The 25,731-nt window shown below is 57.9% G+C and carries 31 protein-coding genes and 1 tRNA gene; 19 read left to right on the top strand and 13 right to left on the bottom strand.

The features are described from left to right. Positions 1-3 precede the first annotated feature (3 nt). The 5 genes from FHT73_RS04590 to FHT73_RS04570 all read right to left on the bottom strand — a co-directional run bounded on the left by FHT73_RS04590 (position 4) and on the right by FHT73_RS04570 (position 4,532). The gene (locus tag FHT73_RS04590; RefSeq protein ID WP_112338976.1) at positions 4-843 is read right to left on the bottom strand and encodes a lysophospholipid acyltransferase family protein; all 840 of its coding nucleotides are present in this window, start codon (positions 841-843) and stop codon (positions 4-6) included. Positions 844-985: 142 nt separating this feature from the next. Beyond that, positions 986-2,974, bottom strand: a complete 1,989-nt coding sequence (gene thrS / locus FHT73_RS04585; protein ID WP_183710056.1) for a threonine--tRNA ligase — start codon at positions 2,972-2,974, stop codon at positions 986-988. Positions 2,975-3,102: 128 nt separating this feature from the next. After that, positions 3,103-3,630 carry a DUF1697 domain-containing protein gene (locus FHT73_RS04580; RefSeq protein WP_183710055.1) on the bottom strand — a complete coding sequence of 176 codons (528 nt, stop codon included), beginning with the start codon at positions 3,628-3,630 and terminating at the stop codon, positions 3,103-3,105. Between the two features lie 3 nt (positions 3,631-3,633). Continuing rightward, positions 3,634-4,056, bottom strand: a complete 423-nt coding sequence (yidD, locus tag FHT73_RS04575) for a membrane protein insertion efficiency factor YidD (protein WP_112420438.1) — start codon at positions 4,054-4,056, stop codon at positions 3,634-3,636. Between the two features lie 11 nt (positions 4,057-4,067). Beyond that, positions 4,068-4,532 (bottom strand): iron-sulfur cluster assembly scaffold protein, encoded by a 465-nt coding sequence (locus tag FHT73_RS04570; RefSeq protein WP_112338980.1) that lies wholly within the window; start codon positions 4,530-4,532, stop codon positions 4,068-4,070. A 290-nt stretch (positions 4,533-4,822) separates the two neighbouring features. Between FHT73_RS04570 and folE the strand changes: the two genes are divergently transcribed. The 3 genes from folE to FHT73_RS04555 all read left to right on the top strand — a co-directional run bounded on the left by folE (position 4,823) and on the right by FHT73_RS04555 (position 6,977). Next, positions 4,823-5,434 (top strand): GTP cyclohydrolase I FolE, encoded by a 612-nt coding sequence (gene folE / locus FHT73_RS04565; RefSeq protein ID WP_112398297.1) that lies wholly within the window; start codon positions 4,823-4,825, stop codon positions 5,432-5,434. A gap of 25 nt (positions 5,435-5,459) precedes the next feature. After that, complete coding sequence (gene hisI, locus FHT73_RS04560; RefSeq protein ID WP_112338982.1) at positions 5,460-5,909, top strand: phosphoribosyl-AMP cyclohydrolase; 450 nt, start codon at positions 5,460-5,462, stop codon at positions 5,907-5,909. Positions 5,910-6,017: 108 nt separating this feature from the next. Beyond that, the gene (locus FHT73_RS04555) at positions 6,018-6,977 is read left to right on the top strand and encodes a patatin-like phospholipase family protein (RefSeq protein WP_015339965.1); all 960 of its coding nucleotides are present in this window, start codon (positions 6,018-6,020) and stop codon (positions 6,975-6,977) included. Between the two features lie 111 nt (positions 6,978-7,088). Here the strand turns inward: FHT73_RS04555 and FHT73_RS04550 are convergent, their stop codons facing one another. Together FHT73_RS04550 and FHT73_RS04545 are read right to left on the bottom strand one after the other, a co-directional pair. Next, complete coding sequence (locus tag FHT73_RS04550; RefSeq protein WP_112411793.1) at positions 7,089-7,523, bottom strand: CBS domain-containing protein; 435 nt, start codon at positions 7,521-7,523, stop codon at positions 7,089-7,091. Between the two features lie 165 nt (positions 7,524-7,688). After that, complete coding sequence (locus FHT73_RS04545; RefSeq protein ID WP_112338984.1) at positions 7,689-8,459, bottom strand: rhomboid family intramembrane serine protease; 771 nt, start codon at positions 8,457-8,459, stop codon at positions 7,689-7,691. Positions 8,460-8,776: 317 nt separating this feature from the next. Between FHT73_RS04545 and FHT73_RS04540 the strand changes: the two genes are divergently transcribed. From FHT73_RS04540 to FHT73_RS04510, 7 genes are all read left to right on the top strand, one after another. Beyond that, positions 8,777-9,400, top strand: a complete 624-nt coding sequence (locus FHT73_RS04540) for a PAS domain-containing protein (RefSeq protein WP_246712033.1) — start codon at positions 8,777-8,779, stop codon at positions 9,398-9,400. 123 nt (positions 9,401-9,523) lie between these two features. Further along, positions 9,524-10,153 (top strand): PilZ domain-containing protein, encoded by a 630-nt coding sequence (locus FHT73_RS04535; RefSeq protein WP_112411795.1) that lies wholly within the window; start codon positions 9,524-9,526, stop codon positions 10,151-10,153. Positions 10,154-10,225: 72 nt separating this feature from the next. Beyond that, a complete protein-coding gene (pip, locus tag FHT73_RS04530; protein ID WP_183710054.1) occupies positions 10,226-11,188 on the top strand; it encodes a prolyl aminopeptidase in 963 nt (320 codons plus the stop codon). A 390-nt stretch (positions 11,189-11,578) separates the two neighbouring features. Beyond that, the gene (locus FHT73_RS04525; protein WP_112338987.1) at positions 11,579-12,184 is read left to right on the top strand and encodes a transglutaminase-like cysteine peptidase; all 606 of its coding nucleotides are present in this window, start codon (positions 11,579-11,581) and stop codon (positions 12,182-12,184) included. Between the two features lie 324 nt (positions 12,185-12,508). Further along, entirely contained in the window at positions 12,509-13,276 is a 768-nt protein-coding gene (locus FHT73_RS04520) for a hypothetical protein (protein ID WP_246712032.1), read from the top strand. 117 nt (positions 13,277-13,393) lie between these two features. Then, positions 13,394-14,899 carry a D-alanyl-D-alanine carboxypeptidase gene (locus FHT73_RS04515; protein ID WP_183710053.1) on the top strand — a complete coding sequence of 502 codons (1,506 nt, stop codon included), beginning with the start codon at positions 13,394-13,396 and terminating at the stop codon, positions 14,897-14,899. 125 nt (positions 14,900-15,024) lie between these two features. Continuing rightward, positions 15,025-15,300, top strand: a complete 276-nt coding sequence (locus FHT73_RS04510) for a hypothetical protein (protein ID WP_112338990.1) — start codon at positions 15,025-15,027, stop codon at positions 15,298-15,300. Here the strand turns inward: FHT73_RS04510 and FHT73_RS04505 are convergent. Beyond that, positions 15,297-15,731, bottom strand: coding sequence for a DUF1489 family protein (locus tag FHT73_RS04505; RefSeq protein WP_183710052.1), 435 nt, complete (start codon positions 15,729-15,731; stop codon positions 15,297-15,299). The genes FHT73_RS04510 and FHT73_RS04505 overlap by 4 nt on opposite strands. Before the next feature lie 58 nt (positions 15,732-15,789). Continuing rightward, positions 15,790-17,199 (bottom strand): L-serine ammonia-lyase, encoded by a 1,410-nt coding sequence (locus FHT73_RS04500; protein ID WP_183710051.1) that lies wholly within the window; start codon positions 17,197-17,199, stop codon positions 15,790-15,792. 197 nt (positions 17,200-17,396) lie between these two features. Here FHT73_RS04500 and FHT73_RS04495 point away from each other — a divergent pair, with 197 nt between their 5' ends. The 3 genes from FHT73_RS04495 (at position 17,397) to FHT73_RS04485 (ending at position 19,627) form a co-directional block, all read left to right on the top strand. Then, a complete protein-coding gene (locus FHT73_RS04495) occupies positions 17,397-18,089 on the top strand; it encodes a DUF599 family protein (protein WP_183710050.1) in 693 nt (230 codons plus the stop codon). 62 nt (positions 18,090-18,151) lie between these two features. Continuing rightward, on the top strand, positions 18,152-19,141 hold the full coding sequence (locus tag FHT73_RS04490; RefSeq protein ID WP_183710049.1) for a DUF1624 domain-containing protein: 990 nt from the start codon (positions 18,152-18,154) through the stop codon (positions 19,139-19,141). A gap of 12 nt (positions 19,142-19,153) precedes the next feature. Further along, complete coding sequence (locus tag FHT73_RS04485; protein WP_183710048.1) at positions 19,154-19,627, top strand: isoprenylcysteine carboxylmethyltransferase family protein; 474 nt, start codon at positions 19,154-19,156, stop codon at positions 19,625-19,627. Positions 19,628-19,650: 23 nt separating this feature from the next. Here FHT73_RS04485 and FHT73_RS04480 read toward each other — a convergent pair whose 3' ends face one another. Continuing rightward, complete coding sequence (locus FHT73_RS04480) at positions 19,651-20,040, bottom strand: MerR family DNA-binding transcriptional regulator (RefSeq protein ID WP_069612249.1); 390 nt, start codon at positions 20,038-20,040, stop codon at positions 19,651-19,653. Between the two features lie 305 nt (positions 20,041-20,345). On the opposite strand from FHT73_RS04480, the gene FHT73_RS04475 reads away from it, so the two are divergent. Continuing rightward, positions 20,346-20,840, top strand: a complete 495-nt coding sequence (locus FHT73_RS04475; RefSeq protein WP_112338996.1) for a peptide deformylase — start codon at positions 20,346-20,348, stop codon at positions 20,838-20,840. Positions 20,841-20,900: 60 nt separating this feature from the next. On the opposite strand, the gene FHT73_RS04470 is transcribed toward FHT73_RS04475, so the two are convergent. Continuing rightward, on the bottom strand, positions 20,901-21,437 hold the full coding sequence (locus FHT73_RS04470) for a hypothetical protein (protein WP_183710046.1): 537 nt from the start codon (positions 21,435-21,437) through the stop codon (positions 20,901-20,903). 584 nt (positions 21,438-22,021) lie between these two features. Between FHT73_RS04470 and FHT73_RS04465 the strand changes: the two genes are divergently transcribed. Further along, the gene (locus FHT73_RS04465; protein ID WP_162700929.1) at positions 22,022-22,189 is read left to right on the top strand and encodes a hypothetical protein; all 168 of its coding nucleotides are present in this window, start codon (positions 22,022-22,024) and stop codon (positions 22,187-22,189) included. A gap of 96 nt (positions 22,190-22,285) precedes the next feature. On the opposite strand, the gene lipB is transcribed toward FHT73_RS04465, so the two are convergent. Continuing rightward, positions 22,286-23,008, bottom strand: coding sequence for a lipoyl(octanoyl) transferase LipB (gene lipB, locus FHT73_RS04460; protein ID WP_183710044.1), 723 nt, complete (start codon positions 23,006-23,008; stop codon positions 22,286-22,288). Positions 23,009-23,245: 237 nt separating this feature from the next. Here lipB and FHT73_RS04455 point away from each other — a divergent pair. The 3 genes from FHT73_RS04455 to FHT73_RS04445 all read left to right on the top strand — a co-directional run bounded on the left by FHT73_RS04455 (position 23,246) and on the right by FHT73_RS04445 (position 24,113). Next, positions 23,246-23,330: transfer RNA gene (locus FHT73_RS04455), tRNA-Leu, on the top strand. Between the two features lie 292 nt (positions 23,331-23,622). Continuing rightward, entirely contained in the window at positions 23,623-23,838 is a 216-nt protein-coding gene (locus tag FHT73_RS04450; RefSeq protein WP_183710042.1) for a hypothetical protein, read from the top strand. 80 nt (positions 23,839-23,918) lie between these two features. Beyond that, positions 23,919-24,113 carry a hypothetical protein gene (locus tag FHT73_RS04445; protein WP_112338999.1) on the top strand — a complete coding sequence of 65 codons (195 nt, stop codon included), beginning with the start codon at positions 23,919-23,921 and terminating at the stop codon, positions 24,111-24,113. A gap of 38 nt (positions 24,114-24,151) precedes the next feature. On the opposite strand, the gene FHT73_RS04440 is transcribed toward FHT73_RS04445, so the two are convergent. Next, a complete protein-coding gene (locus FHT73_RS04440) occupies positions 24,152-24,574 on the bottom strand; it encodes a helix-turn-helix transcriptional regulator (protein WP_112339000.1) in 423 nt (140 codons plus the stop codon). Between the two features lie 218 nt (positions 24,575-24,792). Between FHT73_RS04440 and FHT73_RS04435 the strand changes: the two genes are divergently transcribed. Beyond that, a complete protein-coding gene (locus FHT73_RS04435) occupies positions 24,793-25,728 on the top strand; it encodes a DMT family transporter (protein WP_246712031.1) in 936 nt (311 codons plus the stop codon). The last annotated feature ends 3 nt before the right edge of the window (positions 25,729-25,731 follow it).

Raw genomic sequence — 25,731 nt, 5'->3', positions numbered from 1 at the left:
GATTCATCCCGCCCGGCGCCGCAGCACCTTTCTCGGCGGGGCCATGGAGAAGACTGCGCCATAGAGCTTCGCTAGCAGATCCTTGCGGTCACTGCCCTCGCTAAGGGCCTCCCAGCTGCGAAGAGCGCCGATATGGGCAGTGATGGTGCTGCCGGAGAGACGCCGGAATTCGCGGATTAGCAGTGAGATGCGCAGGGTCATCGAAATCCGGCTTGCCAAATGGAACAGCCGGCCGTTCTGCCCCTCGAAATAGATGGGAATGACGCTGGCGCGGGCCGCCTGAATGAGTTTTGCCGGGAATATTTTCCAGGGCAGATCTTCTGCCCGGCCGAAACCCTTCTTAGCGGTTGCCACACCGCCGGCTGGAAAGACGATGATCGTCGTGCCTTCCTTGAGCAGGCGAACAGCCTCATGCCGGGTCTTCATGTTGATTGCCATCGCTTCCTTGGTTTCCTCGAAGGAAACCGGCAGCGAATAGTCGTTCATTTCAGGCACTTTCAACAATTCGTTGTTGATTAGGACCTTGAAGGGGCGCCCCAGTTGCTCGGCAAGCGCCAGCACCGCGATGCCGTCGCCGATGCCGTAGGGGTGATTGGCGACGATGACGATCGGCGCTTCTGGAATTTGGTTCGGCGGCCACTCGCCCTTGATGAGCAGGCGCACATCGATGAGATCGAGCATCTTGCCGAAGACCCGCTCGCTCTTGCCGACGATATCGGTGCGCCAGATATCGTAGAGCCGGGCGTAACGGTCCCTGCCGGAAAGACCTTCGATGGAGCGGATGAACCAGCGCTTGATCCGCGTGTCCCGTTCGTTGGCGTAGGATAATTCTTTGAATTCCAAGTGCGCGACGGGCTGCCCCGCTCCTATGGTCTCAGTTGCGTCACATGCTGCAGCCACAGCAACGCGTTGATTCATCAACTATATGAAAGCTGTATGTCAGTTCTCTGACGGCACCCTGAAGGTGCCGCCAGGTATGAGGGCGTCAAGCGGCTTTGACGCGCCGTGCTTCGCGCTTGCGCAGAATGTCCGGCGGCGTCGCTTCGAGAGCAAGCGAGGCGATCGCCTCGTCGAGCGACATGGATGTCTGCGACTGGCTGCCGAGGCGGCGGATATTGACCGAACGCTCTTCGGCTTCCTTCTTGCCGCAAACGATGATCACCGGAACCTTTGTTACCGAGTGCTCGCGGATCTTGTAGTTGATCTTCTCGTTGCGGAAGTCGGTCTCGACATCGAGACCGGCATCGCGCAGCGCTTCCGCCACCTCTTCGCCATAGGCATCGGCTTCCGAGGTGATCGTCGCGACGACGACCTGCAGCGGCGAGACCCACAGCGGCATGTGGCCGGCGAAGTTCTCGATCAGGATGCCGAGGAAGCGTTCCATCGAACCGCAAATGGCGCGATGGATCATGACAGGCTGCGTCTTTTCCGAGTGCTGGTCGATGTAGAAGGCACCGAAGCGCTCCGGCAGGTTGAAATCGACCTGGGTCGTACCACACTGCCATTCACGGCCGATGGCATCCTTGAGCGTATATTCGAACTTCGGACCGTAGAAAGCGCCCTCGCCCGGCAGAATACCGGTCTTGATGCGCCCTTCGGACTGCGCCTCGATCGTTTTCAGCACGTCCATCATCACGCTTTCGGCACGGTCCCAGAGTTCGTCCGAACCGACGCGCTTGTCGGGGCGGGTCGAGAGCTTAACGACGATCTCCTTGAAGCCGAAGTCCTCATAGACTGAGAGAATGAGATCATTGATCTTCAGGCACTCGGCCGCCATCTGCTCGTCGGTGCAGAAGATGTGAGCATCGTCCTGCGTAAAGCCGCGCACGCGCATCAGGCCATGCAACGCACCCGAAGGCTCATAGCGATGCACGGCACCGAATTCCGCAAGGCGAATCGGCAGTTCGCGGTAAGACTTCAAGCCATGCTTGAAGATCTGGATATGGCCCGGGCAGTTCATCGGCTTCAGCGCGAAGACGCGATCGTCGTCGGTATCGTCGCCGGCGACGGTGACCTTGAACATGTTGTCACGGTACCAGCCCCAGTGACCCGAGGTCTCCCAAAGCGACTTGTCGAGCACCTGCGGTGCGTTGACTTCCTGATAGTCGCCCTGCAGCCGCCGGCGCATATAGGACACCAGCGTCTGGAACATGCGCCAGCCATTGCCGTGCCAGAAAACGACGCCGGGGCCTTCTTCCTGGAAATGGAACAGGTCCATTTCGCGGCCGAGACGGCGATGATCGCGCTTTTCGGCCTCGGCAAGAATGTGCAGATAGTTATCCAGGTCGGCCTGCTCGGCAAACGCCGTGCCATAGATGCGGGTCAGCATCGGATTGTTGCTGTCCCCACGCCAATAGGCGCCGGCGACCTTCATCAGCTTGAAGGCGTTGCCGATCTGGCCGGTCGAAGCCATGTGCGGACCACGGCAGAGATCGAACCAGTCGCCCTGGTAATAGATCTTCAGATCCTGACCTTCCGGGATCGCATCGACCAGCTCCACCTTGTAGTTTTCGCCCTTGGCGGCAAAGACTTCCCTCGCCTTCTCGCGCGACCAGATTTCCTTGGTGAACGGCTTGTTGCGCTGGATGATCTCGCGCATCCGCTTCTCGATCACAGGCAGATCATCGGGAGTAAACGGCTCGTTCTTGGCGAAATCGTAATAGAAGCCGTTTTCGATGACCGGGCCGATCGTCACCTGCGTTCCCGGCCAAAGCTCCTGTACGGCTTCGGCAAGCACGTGCGCGGTGTCGTGGCGGATCAGTTCCAGCGCACGGTCGTCCGACCGGGTGATGATCTCGATCTTGCCGTCGGTCACGGGATCGGAAAGATCGCGCACGGTGCCGTCGACGGCAATGGCGACAGCTTTCTTGGCAAGTGACTTGGAAATGGATTCGGCGACATCGCGACCGGTCGTGCCGGCAGCGAAGCTGCGCACGGAACCATCGGGAAATGTCAGGGAAACGGATTGGGACATTTATATTCTCCTTGTCCAGTCCCGCCAACGAATGCGGGTGGTTTCGAAAGATGCGGACCAAGTAAATGCGTACTTAAGTCCGCGCGCCTGATAGCGGTATTTCCTATTCGAGTAAAGGAAAAGCGGCGCTAGGCTCGGACCATCTCGGCTAAACCGCGCACGGTGTTCCAGTTTCGCATCGTTCCAATGCCGAGCCGCTTTGTCGTCAAAGCCGGCAGCATTTTCGACTCGCTGGCTTTGAGACCGAAATCGATCCAGAGATCGCCGTTGACAACGGCCATGCGCTCATCTCGCCTGTATCTCGCGAGCATATCAAGAACGTCCGGTTCGAGCGGCTGGCGCATCACTCGCACGATGACCTCGCTAGCGATTCCGTCGAGGAAAGGATTGCCCTCGACAAGTTTCAGCCATGCGTCGGCATCACGCGCGATGATGTCGACATGCTTGCCGAAAGCCGAGGCAAAACCCGCTTCGAGTTGTGCCTCGATCGACGCAATCGGCTGCGGCTCGGCTTCGAAAACGAGATTGCCGGTTGCGACAAGCGTTCGGGCATTGCGAAAGCCCAAACTCTCCGCCATGGCCTTGAGATCGGTCATAACAACTCTGCGGCCCGAGTTGAGGCCAATGCTGTAGAGCAGCGCGACGTAGACCGCCAACGGTCAGGCAGCCTTTTGCCCAAGGCGGAAATAGCGCCAGGGAGTCCACCAGTGATAGCGCAGCTCCAGTTCTCCAGGCACAGGATCGAGCCCGCTTGTCCCTCCCGGGCCACAGCGCGCCACACGAAACAGTGTCATCCAGCCGCCAGCCCAAAGCCCATGGCGGGCAACTGCCTCATAGCCATATTCCGAGCAGGTCGGGATATGGCGGCAGGAATTGCCGATGAAGCCGGAAAGCGTCAGTTGATAGAGGCGAATGAGGCCCATTCCGAAAAGCCGGTCGGGCGTCTTGCGGAAAGGCCCAGCATAATTGCGCGACTTTATTGCCCTGTCGCCGGCCAGTGATGCATCCCGCCGTGCTCGCCTGGAGGGAGCAGCACCACCTTCGTCTTCATCCTCGTCCTGCATAAGACAGAATTGGCACATGATCAGCCCGCTCAGACGGCTTCAGCCGTTTTGGCATTTCCGCCTTGACGCGCTACTTCAATCTGCCCGATGGCATCCACGACCGCATCGAATGTCAGCATCGTCGAGGCATGACGCGCCTTGTAATCCCTGACGGGCTTCAGGTAACGCATATCCTCAAAACGGCCATCCGGCCCCTCACCGTCAGCCTTGAGCATGGCAAGCATGTCTTCCCTGGCCTTGCGGACTTCTTCCGCCGAAGCACCGACAACATGGCGGGCCATGATCGACGACGATGCCTGGCCGAGCGCGCAGGCCTTGACGTCATGGGCAAAATCGGTCACCACATCGCCGTCCATTTTCAGCCAGATTTTGACGCGAGAACCGCACAGTCTGGAATGGGCCTGGGCGCTGGCATCGGCGTCGGGAAGGCTGCCGATGCGGCCGATATTGCCGGCAAACTCCAGGATTTTGCTGTTGTAGATGTCGTCCATCACAGATTTCGCTCCGATGCACCTGTTTTGCGTTTCAAAACAAAAAACACAGCGTGTCCGCTTAGGACACTTTCACAGGGACAATGCCATACTATATGTATGTCGTTCGAAGACCATCGAAATGCAATGGTCTTCTGTAAGTTTGATGGGAAACCGTGCAGGACGGCAGGCTTGTCCGCCAGCCAGAACGCCCCGGAGCCCGCCAAAGGTACACAATCTCCGTACCTCGGGGAATGCCAGTGGCGAGTCCGACAAGATGAGATCCGCTTGGCGGATCAGGAGAATCACAGGTAATGGACGCCATTGTAAAGAACTTTCCGCAAGCCGTTGATTCCGAACGCCCGTCGCAGAAGGAAGCCGAAGACGCAGTTCGCGTTCTGCTTCGCTGGGCTGGCGATGATCCGCAACGCGAAGGCCTGCTCGATACACCTGCACGTGTTGCCAAGGCGTACCGCGAGCTTTTCGCCGGATACGACATGAATCCCGAAGACGTGCTCGGCCGGACCTTCGAAGAGGTTTCGGGTTACGACGACATCGTCCTCGTCCGCGATATTCCGTTTTTCTCCCATTGCGAACACCATATGGTGCCGATCATCGGCAAGGCGCATGTCGCCTATTTGCCGAACGGCCGCGTGCTTGGCCTCTCCAAGATCGCTCGCGTCGTCGAGATCTTCGGTCGTCGCCTGCAGACGCAGGAAGCCATGACGGCGCAGATCGCCAATGCGATCGACGATACGCTGCGTCCGCGCGGTGTCGCGGTCATGATCGACGCCGAGCATATGTGCATGGCCATGCGCGGCGTGCAGAAACAGGGTTCCTCCACGCTGACGATGACCTTCACGGGTGCCTTCAAGGCCGATCCGGCTGAGCAGGCCCGCTTCATGTCTTTGGTCCGAGGTCGCTGACCGGGCTTCAACGAAAGAGCCGGAGATGAATCTGATTTTCAATGCGCCTTCCGAAGATAAATCCGAACTCGAGGATGCCGGCGATTTCACCCCTCGCTTCGACGACCGCGGCCTGATCACCGCGATCGTGACCGATGCGCAGGATGGCGAGCTGCTGATGGTTGCGCACATGAATGCCGAAGCGCTCGCCCTGACGATCAAGACAGGCACGGCGCATTATTTCAGCCGCTCGCGCGGAAAGATCTGGAAAAAGGGCGAAACCTCCGGAAACCTGCAATCGGTCAAGGAGATCCGCACGGATTGCGATCAGGATGCAATCTGGCTGAAAGTGGAGGTGGCCGGACATGACGCAACATGCCATACTGGCCGTCGTTCCTGCTTCTACCGAACGGTCGAGCTTGAAGATGGCAAGCCGGTACTGAGCGTGACCGACGATCACCTGCATTTCAATCCGGAAGAAGTTTACAAGCAGTAGACCTATCGGGGATGGTGTTTCAACCAGCCACAACCAGTATACGATTTCGAAACGAAAAAGGGACAGTATTTTAGCCGAGGCACACGGAGCCTTGGAGGAGGCGTTTAAATGCTGAATTGGGGCTTGAATCGTCATAACGGCGGACAGAACTTGACGGGTTCAGGCCTCTCGCAGGATACCTCCAATCCACTTCTTCCTCCGTCTCCCCCCAGAAAAGTCAAAATCGCTCTGGCGCTCGGCGGCGGGGCAGCGCGCGGCTGGGCGCATATCGGCGTTCTGCGCGCGCTCGACGAGGCAGGCATTGAAGTCGGCATGATCGCCGGCACATCAATCGGCGCCCTGGTTGGCGGCTGCTATCTTGCCGGCAAGCTAGACGAACTCGAGGCCTTTGCCCGTTCTTTGACGATGCGCCGCATCGCCAGTCTTCTTGACTTGACCATCGGTGGCAGCGGCCTGTTCGGCGGCATGCGGTTGACCAAGCGCATGCAGGAGCACCTGGAAGGCTTTTCGATCGAGGATCTGGACCGCCCCTTTGTCGCTGTCGCATCGGAATTGAATACCGGGCATGAAGTCTGGATTGCCAACGGCTCGTTGATCACGGCGCTAAGGGCTTCTTATGCCCTGCCCGGCATTTTCGAGCCGGTACGAAGCAATGGCCGTACCTTGGTCGACGGCGCGCTCGTCAATCCGGTTCCGGTTTCGGTATGCCGTTCGTATGAGCAGCCGCTCGTGGCGGCGGTCAATCTGAACTATGACCTTTTCGGCCGCTCGGCTGTCGTCAAACACAATGTGGGCCAGCCAAACGGAGATTTGCTGCGGCGGGATGAGACGCCGCCCATGAAACTCGGCATGACCGGCGTTATGGTGCAGGCTTTCAATATCATCCAGGATAGGATTGCTCGTGCCCGTCTGGCCGGAGACCCGCCGGATCTTGCGATGCATCCCCGCCTTAGCGATATCGGTCTGTCGGAATTCCATCGCGCCGGCGAAGCTATTGAACGCGGCTATGAGGAGGCTCTGACGAGGTTGCCGGAAATCCGCCGCATGCAGGAAACCTACGCGCGCTAGCGTGTCATCCGAAAAGCTGTGAAAAGCAACCCGCCCTTCGCTTGAGGGTTATGAAGCTAATCGCTGCAATCGACCCGCGGGTCGATTGCATGGGCAGCCTCGAACTTCGCCTCACCCGGCGATATAGGCCTTGATCTGTTCGGCCTCGAGTTCGATCTCGCGGATACGCCATTTGACGACGTCGCCGATGGAGATGATGCCGGAAAGCTTGCCTTTCTCCTCGACGGGAACATGACGGAAGCGGCGCATCGTCATCAGTTCCATCAATTCGTCGGTTGTCGTGTCTTCCTTGCAGCGGTGCACTTTGGCCGTCATCATCGATGCGATCGGTTTGTCGAGGCATTCCTGCCCATGCTTGGCAACGGCATTGACCACATCCCGCTCGGTGAAGATGCCGGAAATCTTGCCGCCCGGTCCGACAACGACGATAGCGCCGATCCGATTCTCGTTCAGGATTTTCGCGGCCTCTGCAACGGTCGTATTGCCGCCCGTCGTCACGACGTCGCGGCCCTTGGCTTCAAGTATGGCCTTTACGGAAACTGACATTCGATCCTCCCATCTCGAAAGCATGATGAACACCTGAAGCGTCCGATATGTTCCGAAATTACCCCCGGAGCTCAAACCGGCGCTTTGCCCGTCGGTCGATCGATCTCCTCATCCCATGATCGACGGATGCCAATGGTGCGCCTGTGTCAGTAAGAAAGCAACAGCTCATTCATCGAGTGGTAAAGGTTCCCGAACTTCCTCAGGCGGCTGCCGGTCGAAGGGGGCGAAAAGCAGGAATCCGAACAGGAAGCCGCCGATATGAGCATCCCAGGCCACCGGCTGTGAGCTGTCGCCCGCAAGATTGATGCCGAAAGCAACGAGCGCATTGCCGGCAACCCACATGACGATATAGGCGACAACTGTCCGGCTTCGAAGCGACTGCAAAATGCCGAGGCGCGGGTTGAGATGCGCCTGCCGCATGGACACTCTGCGACTGTCCATGGCCGGAAAGGCAAAACGGCAAGCTGCTCCCATGAGCGCCGAGACGACACCGGACGCACCGATCAACAGCGTCTGGTCGCCCCAGTAGAGTGCCGCATGCAGGAAGGCGGAGGCGGCTGATGAGAAGATCCAGAAAATCACATAGCGCAGGGCGCCGATGCGTCGCGCCACGGGTGCCGCAAAGACCATCAGCCAAAGGCTGTTGAACACGATATGCTCGATCCCGCCATGCAGCAGCGAATAGGTGACAGGCGTCCAAAGCCATTCCAGTCCCTGCTGTGACAAGGGAAAGGCATAGCGGGCCGGGATGAAGCTGAAGGCGAAATAAATCCAGTTCAGCGTATCGTCCGACCACCAGGGAAGGTTCATGACCGCAAAAATGACGATTAGGACGGCAAGGCTCGCCAGAATGGCAGGAGGCAAGTTGAAGGCCGGGGCTCGCTGCTGCGGCCGCGGATTTTCCGGCTCTGGGCGCGGCAGCTGTTCGTCATCCATGTCTTGCTCTGCTTGTCGATAGAAGTCATCGACACATAACGCAGCGAAAATCAAAAAAAAAGCCGCCCGTAGTGTCGGGCGGCATACCGGGGCGCTCCTCTCCGGATCTGACCTCAATGGTTCGTCCGGCGCCCGGGAAATTCGTGCTGAAGGTCACTTGGTGAAGTGATGAACAAAGATTTACATCGACCGCTCGACAAGGCAACCGAAACCCTTTGTTAACCCTAACGGGCCGGTTCTGGCATGGAATTCGCAACATCAGTTTCGAGGGCGATGAATGCCCTTGTAGTTGAAGTGAAATGGGACACGGACGCATTATGCGCCATAAGACGAGCATCGATATATTTACCTATTGGGAGCGTATACGCGGCAACGCGGACGCTCCCCTGCGCAACTTGATACAGCCATCGGCAATCGGCCACATTCTTCCCGAGCTGTTTATCCTGGAAAATACGGTGGACGATAATCCCCGCTTCCGCCTGGCCGGTACGGCGATCTGCAACCTCATGGGGCGCGAACTCCGCGGCGAGAATTTCGCAGCGCTCTGGGCTGGCAGTCAGCAGGATGACCCGGTACGCATAGCCGCCGGCGTGATGAAACACGTGGTTCCCGCGTTGGTTCACGCGACGGGCTACTGTATCAGCGGCCGCAGCATGACCTTCGAGATGATATTGCTGCCGGTTCGCACATCGAGCGACACTTGCGACAGACTGCTTGGTTGTCTGACGCCAACCGTTTATGCGCCTTGGCTCGGCAACGAACGCCTTGAATTTCTGGCACTGGATCGCAGCCGGCTGCTTCGCGAGCGCCGCGTGCGGCTCGTGGATGCACCTCCCCATCCAGACCCCGCAAATCTTCTGCCGCATCGGGGAAGCACGAGCCTTGGTGAATGGGTCCGCCGAAAATTGATTCAAGCAAAAAATGAGGCGCGACAGGGTTAGAACTGACCCAGTGCGGAACAAGATAGGTGATCGTCTCTTATTTATGCCTCTGAAAAGACAACCTTACTTTAAGGAGTTGCGGCTATTAGTTGGATGAGACGCAATAGGATTCAAGACGCCTCCATGCACTCGTTTCAGCCAGCCCAGGCGACGCGGCCCAATCAAATGACAGGCAATGCTGCTCGTAATGATCAGCGGACCTTTCAGCGGGTCCCGATCAATATGCAGGGTCGTCTGATGCTGGCAAATTATGAGGAATTCGAATGCGTTGTCACGGAAATGTCGCCGGGTGACCTTCATGTGACCTGTTTGGGACGGCCGCGCGCCGATGAGCGGGTCGTGGCCTACATCGACCACCTCGGCCGAGTCGAGGGCTATGTCGTTGCGGTCGACGGCCGCGGTTTCACCATGTCGATCAATGCAACCGAGCGTAAGCGTGAAAAGCTTGCGGCGCAACTGACCTGGCTTGCCAATAAGCACGAACTCGGTCTGCCGGAAGATCGCCGCCACGATCGTTTGACGCCGCGCAATACCCGCAGCGAACTCACGCTTGACGACGGTACGCAATATGTCTGCCGCATCATGGACCTCTCGCTCTCCGGCGCAGCGGTCGACGTCGAAATACGCCCCGCCATCGGAACGCCTGTGCGTCTCGGCAATATGCGCGGCCGCGTCGTGCGTCATTTCATAGAGGGCGTTGCGATCGAATTCCTTTCGCTACAGTCTCGCGAAACCTTGCGCGAATTTCTCTGATACCGTCATCTTCCCGTCACGCAGCGTCGCGAAATAGCGATCTCTGTCTTCTCCTCAATGCGTGACCGCGACATGCCCTACCCGGACATAATTCCTTTTGACGAGGGCCTGCTTGAGGTCGGCGACGGCCAGCGGATTTACTGGGTGCAATCGGGCAATCCCGAGGGTACACCCGTCCTCATCCTGCACGGGGGCCCTGGATCAGGTAGTTCGGCTGGAACGCGGCGCTATTTCGACCCGCAATATTATCGGATCATTCAATTCGATCAGCGCGGCTGCGGCGGCAGTCTTCCGCATGCGTCGGAACCGCTGATCGATCTCTCGGCAAATACGACATGGCACACGATTGCCGATATCGAGCGATTGCGGTTGCGCCTCGGAATCGAACGCTGGATCATATTCGGCAATTCCTGGGGCTGCACGCTTGCGCTTGCCTATGCCGAAACCCATCCGCAGCGGGTGGAAAGCTTGCTCCTCGTCGGTGTCACCATGACGAGACGATCGGAAATCGATTGGCTCTATCAAGGTCTCGGCCGTTTCTTTCCTGTGGAATGGGCACGCTTTCGGGCCGCTGTACCTAAGACTGATCGCGATGGTGACCTAGTCGCCGCCTATTATCGCCTCTTGCGCAATCCCGATCCAGCGATCCACCTGAAAGCGGCCAGGGATTGGCATGAATGGGAGGCAGCGTCGATCCTGGTCGATTCCCGCGCGGCCCTGTCGCCGCGATGGTCCGATCCACGTTATCTGACGGCGCGCGCCCGGATCATCACCCACTACTTCCACCATCTGGCTTGGCTCGAGGAGCGGCAGATCCTGCGCGACATCCATCGGCTCGCCGGTATCCCCTGCACGATGATCCATGGTCGTATGGACCTCGAAGCACCGCTCGTCACCGCCTGGGAATTGTCACAGGCATGGCCAGAGGCGGAACTGGTGGTCGTCGCGAACGCGGCACACTCGCCGGCGGTCTCGGAGATGGCGACTGCAATCACCCGCGCGACCGATGGGCTTCGCCGGCACACTCGGCAATAAAAATCAAAAATATTTTTTGAGCCGGTTTTCCCAAAATGGGACAAGTTCAGGCTCTTGCAGCCATTTCCAACACCAAATCCGACCTGTCGCCACGCGAGCTCTGTATCAATACACACGTCTACTGCCTTAATCGGCACGCGGGCGTTAACGATCCCCATTGCCGAAAGCCGCTTGGAGACAGCGGATGTCAGACTCTTGCATTGCTGCAATCCATACCGAAATCCCTCAAATTTTAATCGAATTTGCCGCGAACTTGAATCAAGTTTTCTGCGTATTTTATGAGAATTTTCGCCAGATTTGATTTAACTAAGCCATTAATTTGACTGTGCAATTTTGCGTCAGATAAAATCACGCGTGTCATTCTGATCCCAATAAAACAGGGACAGGGACATGAACTTTCAAATCGCACTTCGCGGCCTTGCCGCTCTGGCGCTTTCAACTCTTGGCTTGTTCGGTGCTGCTCAGGCAGCACCCGCCAACATGACGATAACAGGCGACGCTGCTCCCCCGATCGGTCATTACGAATTCTGCAAGGAAAACCCGCGTGAATGCGCTTATTCCGGTGGCGATGCAGGGCCGATGATCCTCAATGAGGATAGCTGGAAGACGATCCTGAAGGTCAACTATACGGTCAATACGACCATCAAGCCGATGACGGATATGGAACTCTACGGTGTTGAGGAGAAGTGGGCGATCCCGACCACCGCCGGCGACTGCGAGGATTTCGCGCTGTTGAAGCGCAAGCAACTCATCGATGCCGGCGTCTCGCCTTCCGATCTGCTCATGACCGTCGTGCTGCAGCCGAACGGCGAAGGCCATGCCGTTCTGACCGTCCGCACGGATCGTGGCGACTTCATTCTCGATAATATGCGCAACAAGGTGAAGCTCTGGTCGGAGACCGAATACACCTTCCTGAAGCGCCAGTCCGCAGATCATCCGGCTCGCTGGGTCAAGATCCAAGACGGTCGCGCTGTTGCGGTCGGCAGCTTGAAATAAGCCCCCTTCATACCAGATCGCCGGCGGCCTAGCGTCGGCGGTAAAGTCAGAGGCCCGGTCTCGTCCCCTGATTTCTGTCCAGGCCGGTGCTTCCGAGCCGTTCCCGCTGTCCCCGGGAACGGCTCTTTTCATTTCGCGGCGGCTCGAGAGATAAGCACTAAAGATTCCGGCGAATTAACTTTCCCGTTAGCACGGGTTGCGACCTATATTTAACCGTCAATTAACCATCACCGCGCCAATCATATCTTCAATGAGACTCGAAAGTAGGACGCCCTCGGTACTCGTCATCGAAGATGGCGGGCGCAGGGAGATGAAGGCAAGAACATGGCTCCTCTGTCATCCGCCGCAATGGTCGAAGAAAGCCCGCTAATATCGAGCGGCTTTGTCTATCGGCTCATGGCAGGTGTTGCCGTCCTGGCTGCGCTGACTGTAGCCATATCCGTCGGTGGAAACTGGCTCGGCGAGAAAATTTCGCTCGCGGGTCATACGACCGATACCAAACCTATCTCCATCACGATCGGCGATGACACGATACGCCTCGCCGCGAACACCATCCGCTTTCCGAGCGAGCGCCTCAATGGCCCGGCCGAGCGCGTCGATCTCTATCTGACCTGGCCGCAGATGCAGGGCTATAGTGAAGCCGACCGGTTGCGCTTCGACGATATCTCGCAAGCGTCCTCGCTGATCTTTCTCCAGATCAGTCAGAGCACGATGTCTCGTGATATGTCCGGCCGGCTTGGTCCGATCTATTCGCAATTGATGGACGGTGCTTCCTATGCCGGCCCCTTTGGCCTGACGGCACATCGGCTTCGCGCCGATGCCGGCTACAATGGCGAAATCCTTTTAACCGCTTCGCGATCCGGTGAAACCGACTATGTCGTACGCTGCCTCCTGCCCTCTTCGCCAGCCTTGGCAACGAGCGGTGATTGCCAGAGGGATGTCAAGGTTGGCAAGGATCTGAGTGTTCTCTACCGCTTTTCCAGCAATCAGCTCGGGGATTGGCGCACGATGGATGCCGCCGTCCAGGACTTCGTCAAGACGCGCCTTGTGGATGACGCCGCGCCCGCGGCAATGGCTGTTGATGGCCGCTAAAATGGCGCAAAAACCTGAAACCAACTGTTCATCATAAACCGATTGGTAACGCTAAGCCTCTACTGTCGAGCGGATCGGCCGTTCATGGAGGCGGCGGCCGGATAATCGAGAATGTAAATGCAAGCAGAGAGTGATTTAGTGTCCAGATCCATTCTACCCGTTTCGTCGTCTCAAACCGGTAAAATTCTGGCGAGAGCGCTTCTTGGTTTTTCGATCGCGACAGCGACGATCACTGTGACTGTCGTTGACGCAAGCGCGGCCGGTCCGAAATATGCCGGTATCGTCATCGACGCCAATACAGGCAATGTTCTCTATAGCGAAAATGCCGATACGCTCCACTATCCTGCCTCGCTGACCAAGATGATGACGGTCTACCTGACCTTCGAAGCGCTTGAGGCCGGACGCATCACCCTGGATACTCCCGTCGTATTTTCAAAGAATGCCGCCGCTCAGGCGCCGACCAAGCTCGGTATCGGCCCCGGTCGCTCCGTGACCGTGCGCGAGGCGATCCTCGGCATCGTCACGAAGTCCGCCAACGACGCCGCAATGGCGCTTGGCGAGATGCTCGGCGGTTCGGAGGAAGGTTTTGCCCGGATGATGAACGATAAGGCGCGAGCGCTTGGCATGACGCGCACGACCTATCGTAACCCAAACGGCCTACCGAACACAGCGCAGATGACGACGGCTCGTGATCAGGCTCGCCTCGGTATCGCTTTGCGCGAACATTTTCCGGAATATTACGGCTTCTTCTCAGAAACGAGCTTCCGGCTCGGCAATCGCACGATCCTTGGCCACAATCGCCTTATCGGCTCCGTGCGCGGTGTTGACGGCATTAAGACCGGTTACACGCGTGCCGCCGGCTATAACCTGGCGACCTCTGTCAAAGTCGACGGTCGTTCCATAGTCGGTGTGGTCCTTGGCGGCGCTTCGACGCCGGCTCGCGACAATCAGATGCGCAAGCTGATAGCTGACTATCTGCCAAAAGCATCGACAAAGCATATTGATTCCAATGTGATCGCGCAGGTGCCAGCCGCATCCCCCAACGTGCAGGCAGCCAGCGCACGCATGGCGGATATCAGCCGCGCAAAGATCAAGAACAACGGGGCGACCGAAGTCGCCGATTCCAGTCCTTCCAGCGCGGCAGCTTTCGCAGCGGTAACGCCACAATCTTCCTCCTCCAATCCACTGCTTTCGGCAAAGCCCGAGCCCGTGAAGCGGCCCGCCTATGACGAAACAGCCTCCACCGGATCTTCGGACGATGCTGATGAGGATGAAATCGATACCGTAACGACGGCATCGACCTCCAGAAGTGATACGAAGCTGGTAAAGCTGCAGCGCACCGAAAAGACCGAGAAGGTTGCAAAGACAACCAAAGCTGAACGCGGGCCTACCGGCTGGATCGTTCAGATTGGCGTTTCCTCCAGTAAGGATGGCGCGACCGATCTCCTAGATACGGCAAAGAACAAAGCCGGCAAGGCATTGCGTTCGGCCAAGCCCTATGCGGTCGCCTTTGACGGCGGTTACCGCGCCCGCTTCGGCGGCTTTGAAGATCAGAGCGAAGCAGTGAATGCCTGCAAGGCGCTCAAGCGTGCCGGTGTCAAGTGCTGGGCGAGTATGGAATAAGCATGTGGCGGGTGTTTTCGCGCCGCATGATTTGAAAATTGGTTGGGCCTTCTATGGCTCTGATCTTCCGGTTCCGAACGTCAAGCGGGCCGGCCCTGAGTTTGTAACGTGTACGGGGTTTTGAAATGGCAATGAACGAGAACTTTCCCGGTTTCTCGCTCGATAGCGGGGGCAAGATGAAACAGAAGAGCTTTGCTCTTCATCCGCTGCATGAAGCGGCGATGCGACTGGCGGACCTCGGTCTCAGCCGTTCGCGCTCGCGCAACAAGACGAAAGACCTGATCGGCATCCTGCTTTGCCATGGCGCACGCGCCTGGCGCTACTCACAGCCGGAAGCGCATATTCATCTGCACATCACCGCCCCGACCGGCCGCACGCCGATCATGATGCGACTGCGCTAAAGCAAACCAAGTTCGGAAAGTTCCCGGCGCAGATCTGCGGGCAATTCGGCTGCCGCGCCGAGACTATCGAGATCGCGCGGCACGTCGTCCTGCGGCAGATACCGCCAGCCCTGAAATGGACGCTTCGGCTGCCCTGTTGTCTCGACAACACGCGGGTCGAGAATAAGCCGGCAACGCTGAATACCATCAGCATCGGTGAAGGTCTCGATACCAAGCAATTTTTGCCGCGCCTGCACCTGCCCCTTGATCACCCAATAAAGCGAACCGCCGTCCAGCAGTTCGTCCACCCGTTTCGGCACCATGCGCGTCGTGTGGGTTGTATGCGGCTCGAGCCCAGCAGCAATGGCGTTCATTGCCCGCTCGGAAACCCATTCGCGCAGATCATCAAGCGAATCCGCGCCGACGCACAATTTGATGAGATGCAAAGCCATAGTGCCGTTGAAGTCCTTTTGACCGGCAGCGTCAAGCTTTTAGATCAGGCGTCCACACTCAGCATTCCACGACGTTGACCGCCAGACCGCCGGTGGACGTTTCCTTATATTTCTCGCTCATGTCGTGACCGGTCTGACGCATGGTTTCGATGCAGGCGTCGAGCGGCACGAAATGCTGGCCGTCGCCCTTGATGGCGAGCGAGGCAGCAGTGACTGCCTTGACCGCGCCAAGAGCGTTTCGTTCGATGCACGGCACCTGTACCAGTCCGGCGACCGGATCGCAGGTCATGCCAAGATGGTGTTCCAGCGCGATTTCTGCGGCATTTTCGATCTGTTCCGGCGTCGCACCCATCACGGCGGCAAGCCCGGCCGCCGCCATCGCAGCCGCCGAACCGACTTCGCCCTGACAGCCGACTTCGGCGCCGGAAATCGAGGCATTATGCTTGATGATGCCACCGACGGCGGCAGCCGTCAGAAGATAGTTGCGAATGCCGTCCTGATCCCAATCCTCGTGAAAATGCTGATAATAGCGGATCGTAGCAGGAATGACGCCGGCCGCACCATTGGTCGGCGCGGTGACAACGCGGCCGCCGGCAGCATTCTCTTCATTGACGGCCATGGCGTAAACACTCAGCCAGTCATTGGCGAGCAGCGGATTGATGCGGTTGCTGCGCCACTCCTGCTGCAGCTTGTCGTGAATGGCGCGCGCACGCCGGCGGACCTTCAGGCCACCCGGCATGATGCCGTCGACCTTGAGGCCACGATCGATACAGCTGCTCATGGCCGCCCAGATGCGGTCAAGGCCAGCATCCAGCTCCTCGGCGCTCATACGCGTTTCTTCATTGGCACGCTTCATCTGTGCGATGGAAAGGCCGGAGCGCTCAGACATTTCGAGCATCTGCTTGGCGGTGGCAAAGGGGAAAGGAACGCGTTCGCCCGCCGCAGCGGGCTTCTTCCGATCGGCCTTCATCTGCTCCAATTCGGTATCGGTGACAACGAATCCACCGCCGACGGAATAATAGATGCGCTTCAGGAGTAGGCGGTCATCCCGGTCGAAAGCAGAAAAACTCATGCCGTTGGCATGGCCAGGCAGCGGCACCTTCTTGTCGAAGATCAGATCGGTCTTGGGCTGGAATTGATAGGTCGGATGACCTGGCGGCGTGATGCGTCCGCTGCGCTCCACTTCGTCGATAATGGCATCCATATGATCGGGATCGACGCTGTCAGGCTTTTCGCCCATCAGGCCGAGGATGACAGCCCTGCCCGTGCCGTGGCCAATACCCGTATGCGCCAGCGAACCATGCAGGCTGACCCTGATCGATTCGACATGTACATTCGAAGACGGCCGCGGCCACTCGTTCGACAGCAAGAGGTCCAGGAAGCGATTCGCGGCCGACATTGGCCCCATCGTGTGCGAGCTGGACGGTCCCACACCGATCTTGAACACATCAAAAACTGAGAGAAACATGGACCTTTGGTGCCTCCAGGCAAATCGATTTCCGGCAAGGCTACGCTATCGCGGCAAGCTTGCACGGCGATTGGCCGACATCGGATTTCATGGCAGCGACATTACATATAGGCATTCGAGAAGCAAACGGAAGGCCATTGCGCGCGGCTCGCGCTGAGCTACAGTCCACATGGGATTGATCTGGAGAACCTGCCTTAATGACGACTGCCGACTATGTCGCCCTCGCCCTTTTCATCTTTCTCTGGGTCGCGCTGAACTGGATCACCAGCAGCGCCAGCTTCTTCAATCGCACCAGCCTGACGCTGGCGATGAACGAGCGTCGCCGCGAATGGATATACAACTCGCTGCGCCGCGATCTGAAGATGATCGACACGCAGATCCTCTCCGGCCTGCAGAACGGCACCGGCTTCTTTGCCTCCACATCAATCTTCGCCATCGGCAGCTGTTTTGCGCTTCTCGGCGCCACCGACAAGATCAACGCCTTCTTCTCGGACATGCCCTTCATTCTCAACGGTGGTCGCACGGCCTTCGAAATCAAGGTGGCCGGACTTGCCTGCCTCTTCGGCTATGCCTTTTTCAAGTTCGGCTGGGCATACCGCCTGTTCAACTATTGCACCATTCTCTTCGGCTCACTGCCGATGCGCGAAGATGCCATCCTTGATCCGCTGGCTGCGGAGAGAGCCGCCGAGCGCGTAGTGCGCATGAACATAATTGCCGCGCGCAATTTCAATGCCGGCCTCAGGGCAATCTTCCTGTCCATCGGTTATCTCGGCTGGTTCCTGAGCCCCTATGTCTTCACGGCGACGACGATTTTCATCATCGTGGTGCTGATCCGCCGTCAGTTTTTTTCCGACGCCCGTCTGGCCATCATGGATAGCGATATGCCATGACAAGGCCGCGTCGGCCCATGCCGCTGCAAAGACTTGAATTCATGCCTGGAAGGACTTCCGTAATGGCCGCCATCGCCGCGAGCGCCGACGTTGCGCAAAAGACGCCTCGCATCGGCATTCTGGATACGGCACGCGGTGCTGCCCTGCTCGCCATGGCGAGCTATCATGGCACCTGGGATTTCGAATTCTTCGGCTATCTTGATTCTGGTACGGCGGAAACCGGCTGGCTGAAGCTCTATGCCCGCGCCATTGCCAGTACCTTCCTGTTCCTGGCTGGCTTCAGTCTCGTGCTTGCCAATACGCCGGAAATTCGCTGGCGGTCCTACTGGCGACGGCTGGGCATGATTGTCGCTGCAGCTGCCGCAATCTCACTCGTCACCTTCATTGGTATGCAAGACGAATGGATCTTCTTCGGCATCCTCCACAGCATTGCGGCGGCGAGCCTTATCGGCCTCCTGTTCCTGCGCCTGCCCGCATTCTTGACGCTTTTGGTCGCGGCATTGCTCACCGTCGGCATCGTGATCGACAACGTCATCGCGCCTCTGTCGCTGCATTCAACGTTCTTCGACACGCCGTGGCTATGGTGGGTAGGGCTTTCGGAAAATATTCAGCGCTCGAATGACTATGTACCGCTCTTCCCGTGGCTGACACCATTTCTGTTCGGCCTCGGCATTGCGCAATTGGCACTCTCTCTTGGATGGACGAAACAGCTTGCGAAATTCGGTGCTGGCCGCAATCTCGTCGCGCGTGCAGGCCGTCACAGCCTGATCTTCTATCTGGTTCACCAGCCGGTTCTTTTCGGCCTCGTCTATCTGTTGTCCCTTGTCGCTCCCGCTCCACCGCAGGACCCGACGGTCGGCTATATCAGGCAATGCGTGGCTTCATGCACGCGATCGGGCAGCGAAGCCATGTGCCGCAGCTTCTGCCAATGCACGCTCGACAAGTTGCAGGCTCAGAACCTCTTCAAATCGCTGGAATCAGGGGCGATCAAAGCAGATAGCGATGAACGCGTAAGCCGAATCGCGATACAATGCACGGATGAAGCGCAATGACAGGGTTATTCTATGAATGCCTATCGTTCGAAGTCGCTGAGTTTTCCGTGGCCGCCGCTGCTCTATAGCCTCGCCGTCATAGCGGGGCTGTCCCTGCAGCGATGTTATCCCTTGCCTTTGCCCTTCATCTGGGCGCTGGTTGCATGGGTGGTTGGCGCGCTCCTGACCGCCATCGCGGTTACATTGAATGTCTGGGCCGTCAAGACATTGCTGGAACGCCGCACAACCGTTCTGACGCAGCGCTGCACAGCGCATTTGGTGACGTCAGGCCCCTTTCGCTTCACCCGCAACCCAACCTATCTCGGCTATACCCTGCTGACCGCAGGCCTCGGCCTACTGATCGGCAATCTCTGGTTCCTGGCCATGGCGGCAGCGGCGGCCGCCTTGACGACGTTGCTCGTCATCCGCTGCGAGGAGATGCATCTCCTCTCGCGATTCGGCTGCGAATTCGAGTTTTATTGCAAACGGACGCGCCGCTGGTTTTGAAAAGCTGAGCGCTTAATAGCGGATCAGGTCCCAACGCCGATTTCGGCCAGGCGTCCGAGGCAGGCTTCCTCGACATTGTCGAGTTCGCTCAGCGTATCGTCGATATCCTTGCGCTTCTGACGCAGCTCGTCGCGCTTTTCGTCGACGCGTTTCATCAGCAGCTTCAGCTGCCCGATCTCGCCTGGAGGCTCCTTGTAGACCTGTATGATCTCGCGAATTTCGGCAATGGTGAAGCCGATGCGGCGGCCGCGCAGAATTTCCATGATCAGACGCCGGTCGGCCGGGCGAAATAGGCGCGTTCGGCCCCTGCGCTCAGGATGAATGAGGCCCTCGTCCTCATAGAACCTCAACGTCCGGGTCGAAACCCCGAATTCCCGAGTGAGCTCCGTTATGCTATAGTATCCGTCGACCAAGAATCCGCCCCTAATCTGCTGACCATCATAATATTGACTTTTACGTAATAGTCAATTTTGACGGGTTGCAGTCAGTTCTCAACCCGCCAGTGCAGCGCTAAATCATAGGCCAACAGGGCCTGAGAGGGCGAAATTTCCCGTAAATGCGATGGGAACGGTCATAGAGGCAGCAGACGCCTCAGCGATTCGAATGCACGAATCAATGCGATGGGAAGCGCGGCCACCAAGGCGGTGGCATTGCTATCATCTTCCCTTTATCCTGGCAGGCCTCCTACCCATGTCCTCCAGTTCCGCTAGAGAGTGCCGTGTCTGTCCGCCCCATCATCCGCTTCCCCGATCCGCTATTGCGAAGCCCCTCCACGGCCGTCACGGCCTTCGACGACAATCTGCGGATGCTTGTCGATGATCTGTTGGACACCATGCGGGCCGCGCCTGGCGTCGGCATCACCGGCCCGCATATCGGCGTTCTCAAGCGGGTCGTCGTGATCGAACTCAGCCGCGAGGATGGCGTGCGCATCTATATCAATCCGGAAATTCTGTGGTCGTCGGCAGAGACCACACGGCATACGGAGGGTAGCGTTTCCATGCCCGGAGCGACGGAGGAGATCGTCAGACCGAAATCGATCCGCTTTCGCTATCTGGATATCGCCGGCGAAACCCATGAAGCCGAGGCGTATGACTTTCTGGCCATCTGCATCCAGCACGAGATTGACCAGCTTGACGGCATTTTCTGGCTGCAGCGGCTTTCCAAGCTCAAGCGCGACCGATTGGTGAAAAAATGGGAGAAGATGCGGGATTGATATAAGCAAACAGAAACGGGCGCCCAAAGGCGCCCGTTCTGCAAGAGGTTGGATCCGCAATCAGCCCTTGAGCTTGGTATTGCAGAGGCTGTAATAGCCGCCGCCCTTCTGGATCCACTTCAGGCCGCCGAGCGAATTGCTGGCCTTGGCGGCGTTATAGGCGTCGACGCAGGTGTGGAAGCGGCCCTTGCCGGGCGTCTCGGTAGCATATTTCGGGTCGACCTTTGCGGGGAAGGTTACGCCGGCCGGGGCAGCCGTGGTCGGCTTTGCCGGTTCTGCTGCCGGCGGCTTGGTAGCGTCGGGCTCGTTGGCGTCGACCTTGGCTGCCGCAGTGGTCTTCGCTGACTTGGCAGGCGTCGTAGCTGCTGGTGCAGTGGTTGCGGGAGCGGTGGTCGTGGTGGCGCTGGCGTCCGCGCTGCACTGCGTTGTGCGGAAGTCATTCCACTTCTGGCCGTTCAAGGTACCAGCAGTTTTGGCAGCCTGATATTTGGCGCTGCACTCTTTCATGGTTAGCGCAGAAGCCGAAGAAGCGAGGCCCATCGAGCCTACAACTGTGAGAGACGCAAAAGACATCAACAGAATGGCACGACTTGTCATTGGCATTTCCTCCGCTCTATGACGAATGTCGAAACTATTAATCGTATCGTCCCCATCGATTGTCAATCGACACGCGATCTGGGGGCGACGGAAGACACCATATGCGGACGAACATGAACGCAAACTGTACAAAAATAGCTATCGAAAAGAGTGACTTGACTGAAGCAGCAATCCTGGATGGCGGTTCATCGCTGTGTTGAGTTCAGCCGGAGATGGAAGAATCGATGGTGCCAATTCACATTGCAATTTTACTTCCGTCATTCGCGACCAGCGATACGCTTGGGCAAGGGTGATCCCAGACCAAATACAACCTATCGTGAGCTTCGGTCTTGAAGTGTGGGCACCTCGCCCTACTTCACGTCATGCAGTTCCCCTCTCTATGCTCTGGATGCTCTCCCTTCCAGGGCATTTTTCTTTCAGACGTTTTTCTGGCAGATAAGGCCATCGAGAGACAACGCGCCAAAAGACTCGCCACAGCATTCAAATGAGTATAGGCTTATATCACCGTTGGCTACCGAACCCGTAGGCGCTAGCGGCTGAGAGAGATGATTACTCTCGCCTGCAGAGGTCAAGGAGTTACCCGCATGACCTCGCATGATACTGGCGACAATATCCTAAGCGATCAGAAACTGCATGATCTTCTCAAGGCAGAAGACAGGATCGATCTTTTGGAAAGATCGAAACGGTTCATTCCGAATGAGTCGGAAGTACCGATGGTAGAGGACGCCGAAGAGCGCTCCTGCGAGCTATAGCAGTTTTCGCCATCAAATCGGACAGGTCGTTTGACCCGTCCTGCTTAGCACTAAAATTCATCGCAACATCCGGCATCGTCTTCGGACGATCGCCGATCACCTTCGCGCGTCATTGACGGTTTCGCCGAAGACCTTTTCGAACGCCTCACGCAGGCGAATGTCGACATCCGCCATCATGACCGGCAAGCCGAGATCGACGAGGCTGGTAACGCCATAGGCCGAAATTCCGCAAGGAATGATGCCGGTGAAATGCCCGAGATCGGGGTCGACGTTCAGCGAAAGGCCGTGAAACGTTACCCATTTGCGCACGCGGATGCCGAGCGCCGCAATCTTGTCCTCAGCCACGGTGCCGTCAGCCAGAGTGGGCTTCTCCGGGCGCCTGACCCAAACGCCAACTCGATCCTCTCGCCGCTCGCCACGCACATTCATCGAATCAAGCGTGCGAATGATGACCTCCTCGAGCGCGCCGACGAAGGCACGGATATCCTGCCGCCGACACTTGAGGTCCAGCATGACATAGGCGACGCGCTGACCTGGCCCGTGATAGGTATATTCGCCCCCGCGTCCTGTCGCAAAGACCGGGAATCGATCCGGTTCGATCAGATCGGCGGCATCGGCGCTGGTGCCCGCCGTATAGAGCGGAGGATGTTCGACCAGCCAGACGAGTTCAGGCGCCTGCCCTTCGGCAATCGCGGCTACCTCCGCCTCCATGGTGGCAACCGCCTCCTCATAAGGCACGAGACCGTCGCTGATCCGCCAGCGGACGGGCGGCGTACCTTGAACGGGAAACATCTGGTGAGAAAGTTCGGTGCGAAGCATATGGCAGTCCTTTGCGCGCCGCAGGCCGCATGTGTGGAAATCCTGCGCGCCGACGGGTTGTCCACATATGGCGCCATTCGGGCGGGAATTCAAACATGTAAGGCGTTTCGGCAGCATTCGCACATGTCAGATCGGAGGAGCTGTGAAGGAATTTAAAAAAACTGACATATCGCTCTTGTGCCCCCCGAATGCTTTTGCTACATGCAGCCGCGCCGGAGCAATCCGGCCTACCACGATGCGGTCGTGGCGGAATTGGTAGACGCGCAGCGTTGAGGTCGCTGTGGGGCAACCCGTGGAAGTTCGAGTCTTCTCGACCGCACCAAGAACCCGGCTTTGGCCGGGTTTTTTGTTTTTAAAACAATGCGTAGCTAACGCTTTCTTCAGTACCACATTATCTTTCACGCCATCGTCCGCCCGCTGACGACACGCGAACCGATCAAAGCGTCGGGAATATTGCGATGCTGCCCCGTTTCCCACACAAGTTATTCGCGAAATTCATGCCGAGAGGTAGTTCACCTACCCTGATGGGCCGGAACAGCCGTCGTATTTCCCTGGTCACTTGACTTCGCGCCCCTCTCTGGCACCGTGAAACTCTTTAGACAGGGGGAAGATGCATGACACCGGAGCGCTTTTCAGAATGCCTTTTGCATATACGCTGGACGCCCATCAATCTGGCGAGCGCTCTGCAATGTGACCTGTCATGGGTGGAGGCGCTGGAAGCTGGAAATACCAAAGTGCCGGAAGGGTTGGCGGAATGGCTGGAAACCTTAGCGCAATGCCATGAGAAAGCCGGCGTTCCTACGACCTATCGCGGCCGTGGGCACGACTGAGATTGAGGGAGACGAGACGAGCTGGGGAACGATGACAGTCCGGAAATGGCGACACTTCATTCCAAACGGAGGAATTGGAGATGAATGATGATTTTCGCTTGAAGCTTATCAAAATCAGAGGCGAGAAGATCGCCCATCGCAACGAACTGCTGGCGATGAAGACGCAGGGCATTGACGCGAAACAGATCGGAGAAGTCATCGATCTTGACGACATGATCGCCCGCGAGCAGCTCGCGATCGACACCCTCGACGATACGATTGCCCGATTAAGCTAAAAGTACTTAGGCCCGCGCCACGTCGAGGGAAGCCGCGCTCAATGCGCCACATCCTTGCTCAGATTGCGCAGCCTGATCTGATGGTCGAGACGTTCGAGCTGCTTTGTTGTCGTCTCTATCAGCCGACCGACCTCCTGATAGGCGGTGCGCAGCCGCGATAGCTCGTTCTTGACTGCTTCCAGGGCGCGCTCATCGCTGTCCTCTCCGGGTCCGTCACCCGATCCGGTCATCAACCATGCCGGTGAAACATCGAAAAGAGCTGACATCTTGGCCAGCGCGGAGGGGTTGGGTTCGGCGCGATCGGATTCCCACGCGAGCATCGTCTCCTCGCTGACGCCAAGCTGTCCGGCCAGCGTTTCGAGGCTGATTCCCGCGGCATCGCGAGCCATGGACAGGCGTCCGCCAAGCGTATCGCCGCCTTCATCCGAAAAAACGGTCGTCTCTTGTTCTGGTTTGAACATCGGTGCGATCCCTTTCCTGGTCGCGCCGGCAATTTTTCGCCGCGCAGTCATGTTTTAGCCGGTTCCAAAGCTCCAGATAGGTCTAAGGGCGTCATCTCGCCAGGGAGATCTGTCCCATTTGGAAAAGTACGGCATTTGCGGATGGTTGCCACCGCATCTTGCTACCTGCTTTCAAGCGCGTCTTGATTGCATGTTTGTCCTATGTTTGAAGTTGACGCATGCTCGTCTCTTCCCCCGTTTCCACGCAGCAAAATCCGCTTAGAGGCATGACGATCATGGCAAGCGCCATGATCCTGCTGCCGACGATGGATGCGATCGCCAAGTACATGGCGAGTTTTGAAGGCATGTCGCCGGGCCAGGTGACATTCTATCGCTTCTTCTTTCAGCTTGTGTGCATGCTGCCGCTTCTTGCGACCGCAGCCGGGCGGTCAGCCTTTTCGGCGAAGCGCCCATGGATGAACCTTTTACGCGGTGCACTGCATGGCGCTGCGAGCCTACTCTTTTTCGCCGCGGTCAAATACATGCCGCTTGCCGATGTTTTCGCGATCTATTTCGTCGAACCCTTTATGCTGACGGCACTTTCCGCCTTGTTCCTTGGCGATAGGGTCGGTTGGCGGCGATGGCTGGCAATCGTTATCGGCTTCGGCGGCGCAATGATCGTCATTCAGCCGAGTTTCGCGATCTTCGGACTGAAGGCGCTGCTGCCGGTCGCATGCGCCTTCCTTTATGCGCTCTATCTCTTCATGAACCGTGCCGTCGGTGAGGCGGATTCGCCGTTGACGATGCAGATCATGGCGGGTCTCGGCGGCACCATATTCATGGCCTTGGCTCTGCTTGCCGGCTCGTCAGCCGGCATTACGGATTTCGAGCCGTCCCTGCCCGCCTCGGTGCTCGGACTGGTGCTTCTGCTGATTCTCGGTTCGATTTCAGGCTACGCCCATATGCTCGTCGTTAGAGCCTTCCGGCTGGCGCCGCTTTCGCTGCTTGCTCCATTCCAGTATTTCGAGATCATTTCCGCCACCGTTCTCGGCTACGCGATCTTCGGCGATTTTCCTAATCTTTCCAAGTGGATCGGCATATCGATCATCGTCAGCTCCGGCCTCTTCATCATCTGGCGGGAGCGCGTTCAGTCGAGATTGGAAAAAACCGCGTGAGTG

Source organism: Rhizobium sp. BK098 (assembly GCF_014193155.1).
Taxonomy (GTDB): Bacteria; Pseudomonadota; Alphaproteobacteria; order Rhizobiales; family Rhizobiaceae; genus Rhizobium.
Note: the sequence above shows the minus strand (reverse complement) of the source record. Positions and strands in the feature narration are given on the sequence as shown.

Excerpts from the sequence above, each read along its gene's own strand:
- folE (WP_112398297.1), top strand. The coding sequence starts at position 4,823 with ATGGACGCCATTGTAAAGAACTTTCCGCAAGCCGTTGATTCCGAACGC.
- FHT73_RS04555 (WP_015339965.1), top strand. The coding sequence starts at position 6,018 with ATGCTGAATTGGGGCTTGAATCGTCATAACGGCGGACAGAACTTGACG.
- FHT73_RS04470 (WP_183710046.1), bottom strand. The coding sequence starts at position 21,437 with ATGACAAGTCGTGCCATTCTGTTGATGTCTTTTGCGTCTCTCACAGTT.
- FHT73_RS04545 (WP_112338984.1), bottom strand. The coding sequence starts at position 8,459 with ATGGATGACGAACAGCTGCCGCGCCCAGAGCCGGAAAATCCGCGGCCG.
- FHT73_RS04485 (WP_183710048.1), top strand. The coding sequence starts at position 19,154 with ATGAATGCCTATCGTTCGAAGTCGCTGAGTTTTCCGTGGCCGCCGCTG.
- hisI (WP_112338982.1), top strand. The coding sequence starts at position 5,460 with ATGAATCTGATTTTCAATGCGCCTTCCGAAGATAAATCCGAACTCGAG.
- FHT73_RS04490 (WP_183710049.1), top strand. The coding sequence starts at position 18,152 with ATGGCCGCCATCGCCGCGAGCGCCGACGTTGCGCAAAAGACGCCTCGC.
- yidD (WP_112420438.1), bottom strand. The coding sequence starts at position 4,056 with ATGTGCCAATTCTGTCTTATGCAGGACGAGGATGAAGACGAAGGTGGT.
- FHT73_RS04540 (WP_246712033.1), top strand. The coding sequence starts at position 8,777 with ATGCGCCATAAGACGAGCATCGATATATTTACCTATTGGGAGCGTATA.
- FHT73_RS04515 (WP_183710053.1), top strand. The coding sequence starts at position 13,394 with ATGCAAGCAGAGAGTGATTTAGTGTCCAGATCCATTCTACCCGTTTCG.
- FHT73_RS04445 (WP_112338999.1), top strand. The coding sequence starts at position 23,919 with ATGAATGATGATTTTCGCTTGAAGCTTATCAAAATCAGAGGCGAGAAG.
- FHT73_RS04520 (WP_246712032.1), top strand. The coding sequence starts at position 12,509 with ATGGCTCCTCTGTCATCCGCCGCAATGGTCGAAGAAAGCCCGCTAATA.
- thrS (WP_183710056.1), bottom strand. The coding sequence starts at position 2,974 with ATGTCCCAATCCGTTTCCCTGACATTTCCCGATGGTTCCGTGCGCAGC.
- FHT73_RS04500 (WP_183710051.1), bottom strand. The coding sequence starts at position 17,199 with ATGTTTCTCTCAGTTTTTGATGTGTTCAAGATCGGTGTGGGACCGTCC.
- lipB (WP_183710044.1), bottom strand. The coding sequence starts at position 23,008 with ATGCTTCGCACCGAACTTTCTCACCAGATGTTTCCCGTTCAAGGTACG.
- FHT73_RS04550 (WP_112411793.1), bottom strand. The coding sequence starts at position 7,523 with ATGTCAGTTTCCGTAAAGGCCATACTTGAAGCCAAGGGCCGCGACGTC.
- FHT73_RS04440 (WP_112339000.1), bottom strand. The coding sequence starts at position 24,574 with ATGTTCAAACCAGAACAAGAGACGACCGTTTTTTCGGATGAAGGCGGC.
- FHT73_RS04495 (WP_183710050.1), top strand. The coding sequence starts at position 17,397 with ATGACGACTGCCGACTATGTCGCCCTCGCCCTTTTCATCTTTCTCTGG.
- FHT73_RS04510 (WP_112338990.1), top strand. The coding sequence starts at position 15,025 with ATGGCAATGAACGAGAACTTTCCCGGTTTCTCGCTCGATAGCGGGGGC.
- FHT73_RS04505 (WP_183710052.1), bottom strand. The coding sequence starts at position 15,731 with ATGGCTTTGCATCTCATCAAATTGTGCGTCGGCGCGGATTCGCTTGAT.
- pip (WP_183710054.1), top strand. The coding sequence starts at position 10,226 with ATGCCCTACCCGGACATAATTCCTTTTGACGAGGGCCTGCTTGAGGTC.
- FHT73_RS04450 (WP_183710042.1), top strand. The coding sequence starts at position 23,623 with ATGACACCGGAGCGCTTTTCAGAATGCCTTTTGCATATACGCTGGACG.
- FHT73_RS04435 (WP_246712031.1), top strand. The coding sequence starts at position 24,793 with ATGCTCGTCTCTTCCCCCGTTTCCACGCAGCAAAATCCGCTTAGAGGC.
- FHT73_RS04535 (WP_112411795.1), top strand. The coding sequence starts at position 9,524 with ATGCACTCGTTTCAGCCAGCCCAGGCGACGCGGCCCAATCAAATGACA.
- FHT73_RS04525 (WP_112338987.1), top strand. The coding sequence starts at position 11,579 with ATGAACTTTCAAATCGCACTTCGCGGCCTTGCCGCTCTGGCGCTTTCA.
- FHT73_RS04465 (WP_162700929.1), top strand. The coding sequence starts at position 22,022 with ATGACCTCGCATGATACTGGCGACAATATCCTAAGCGATCAGAAACTG.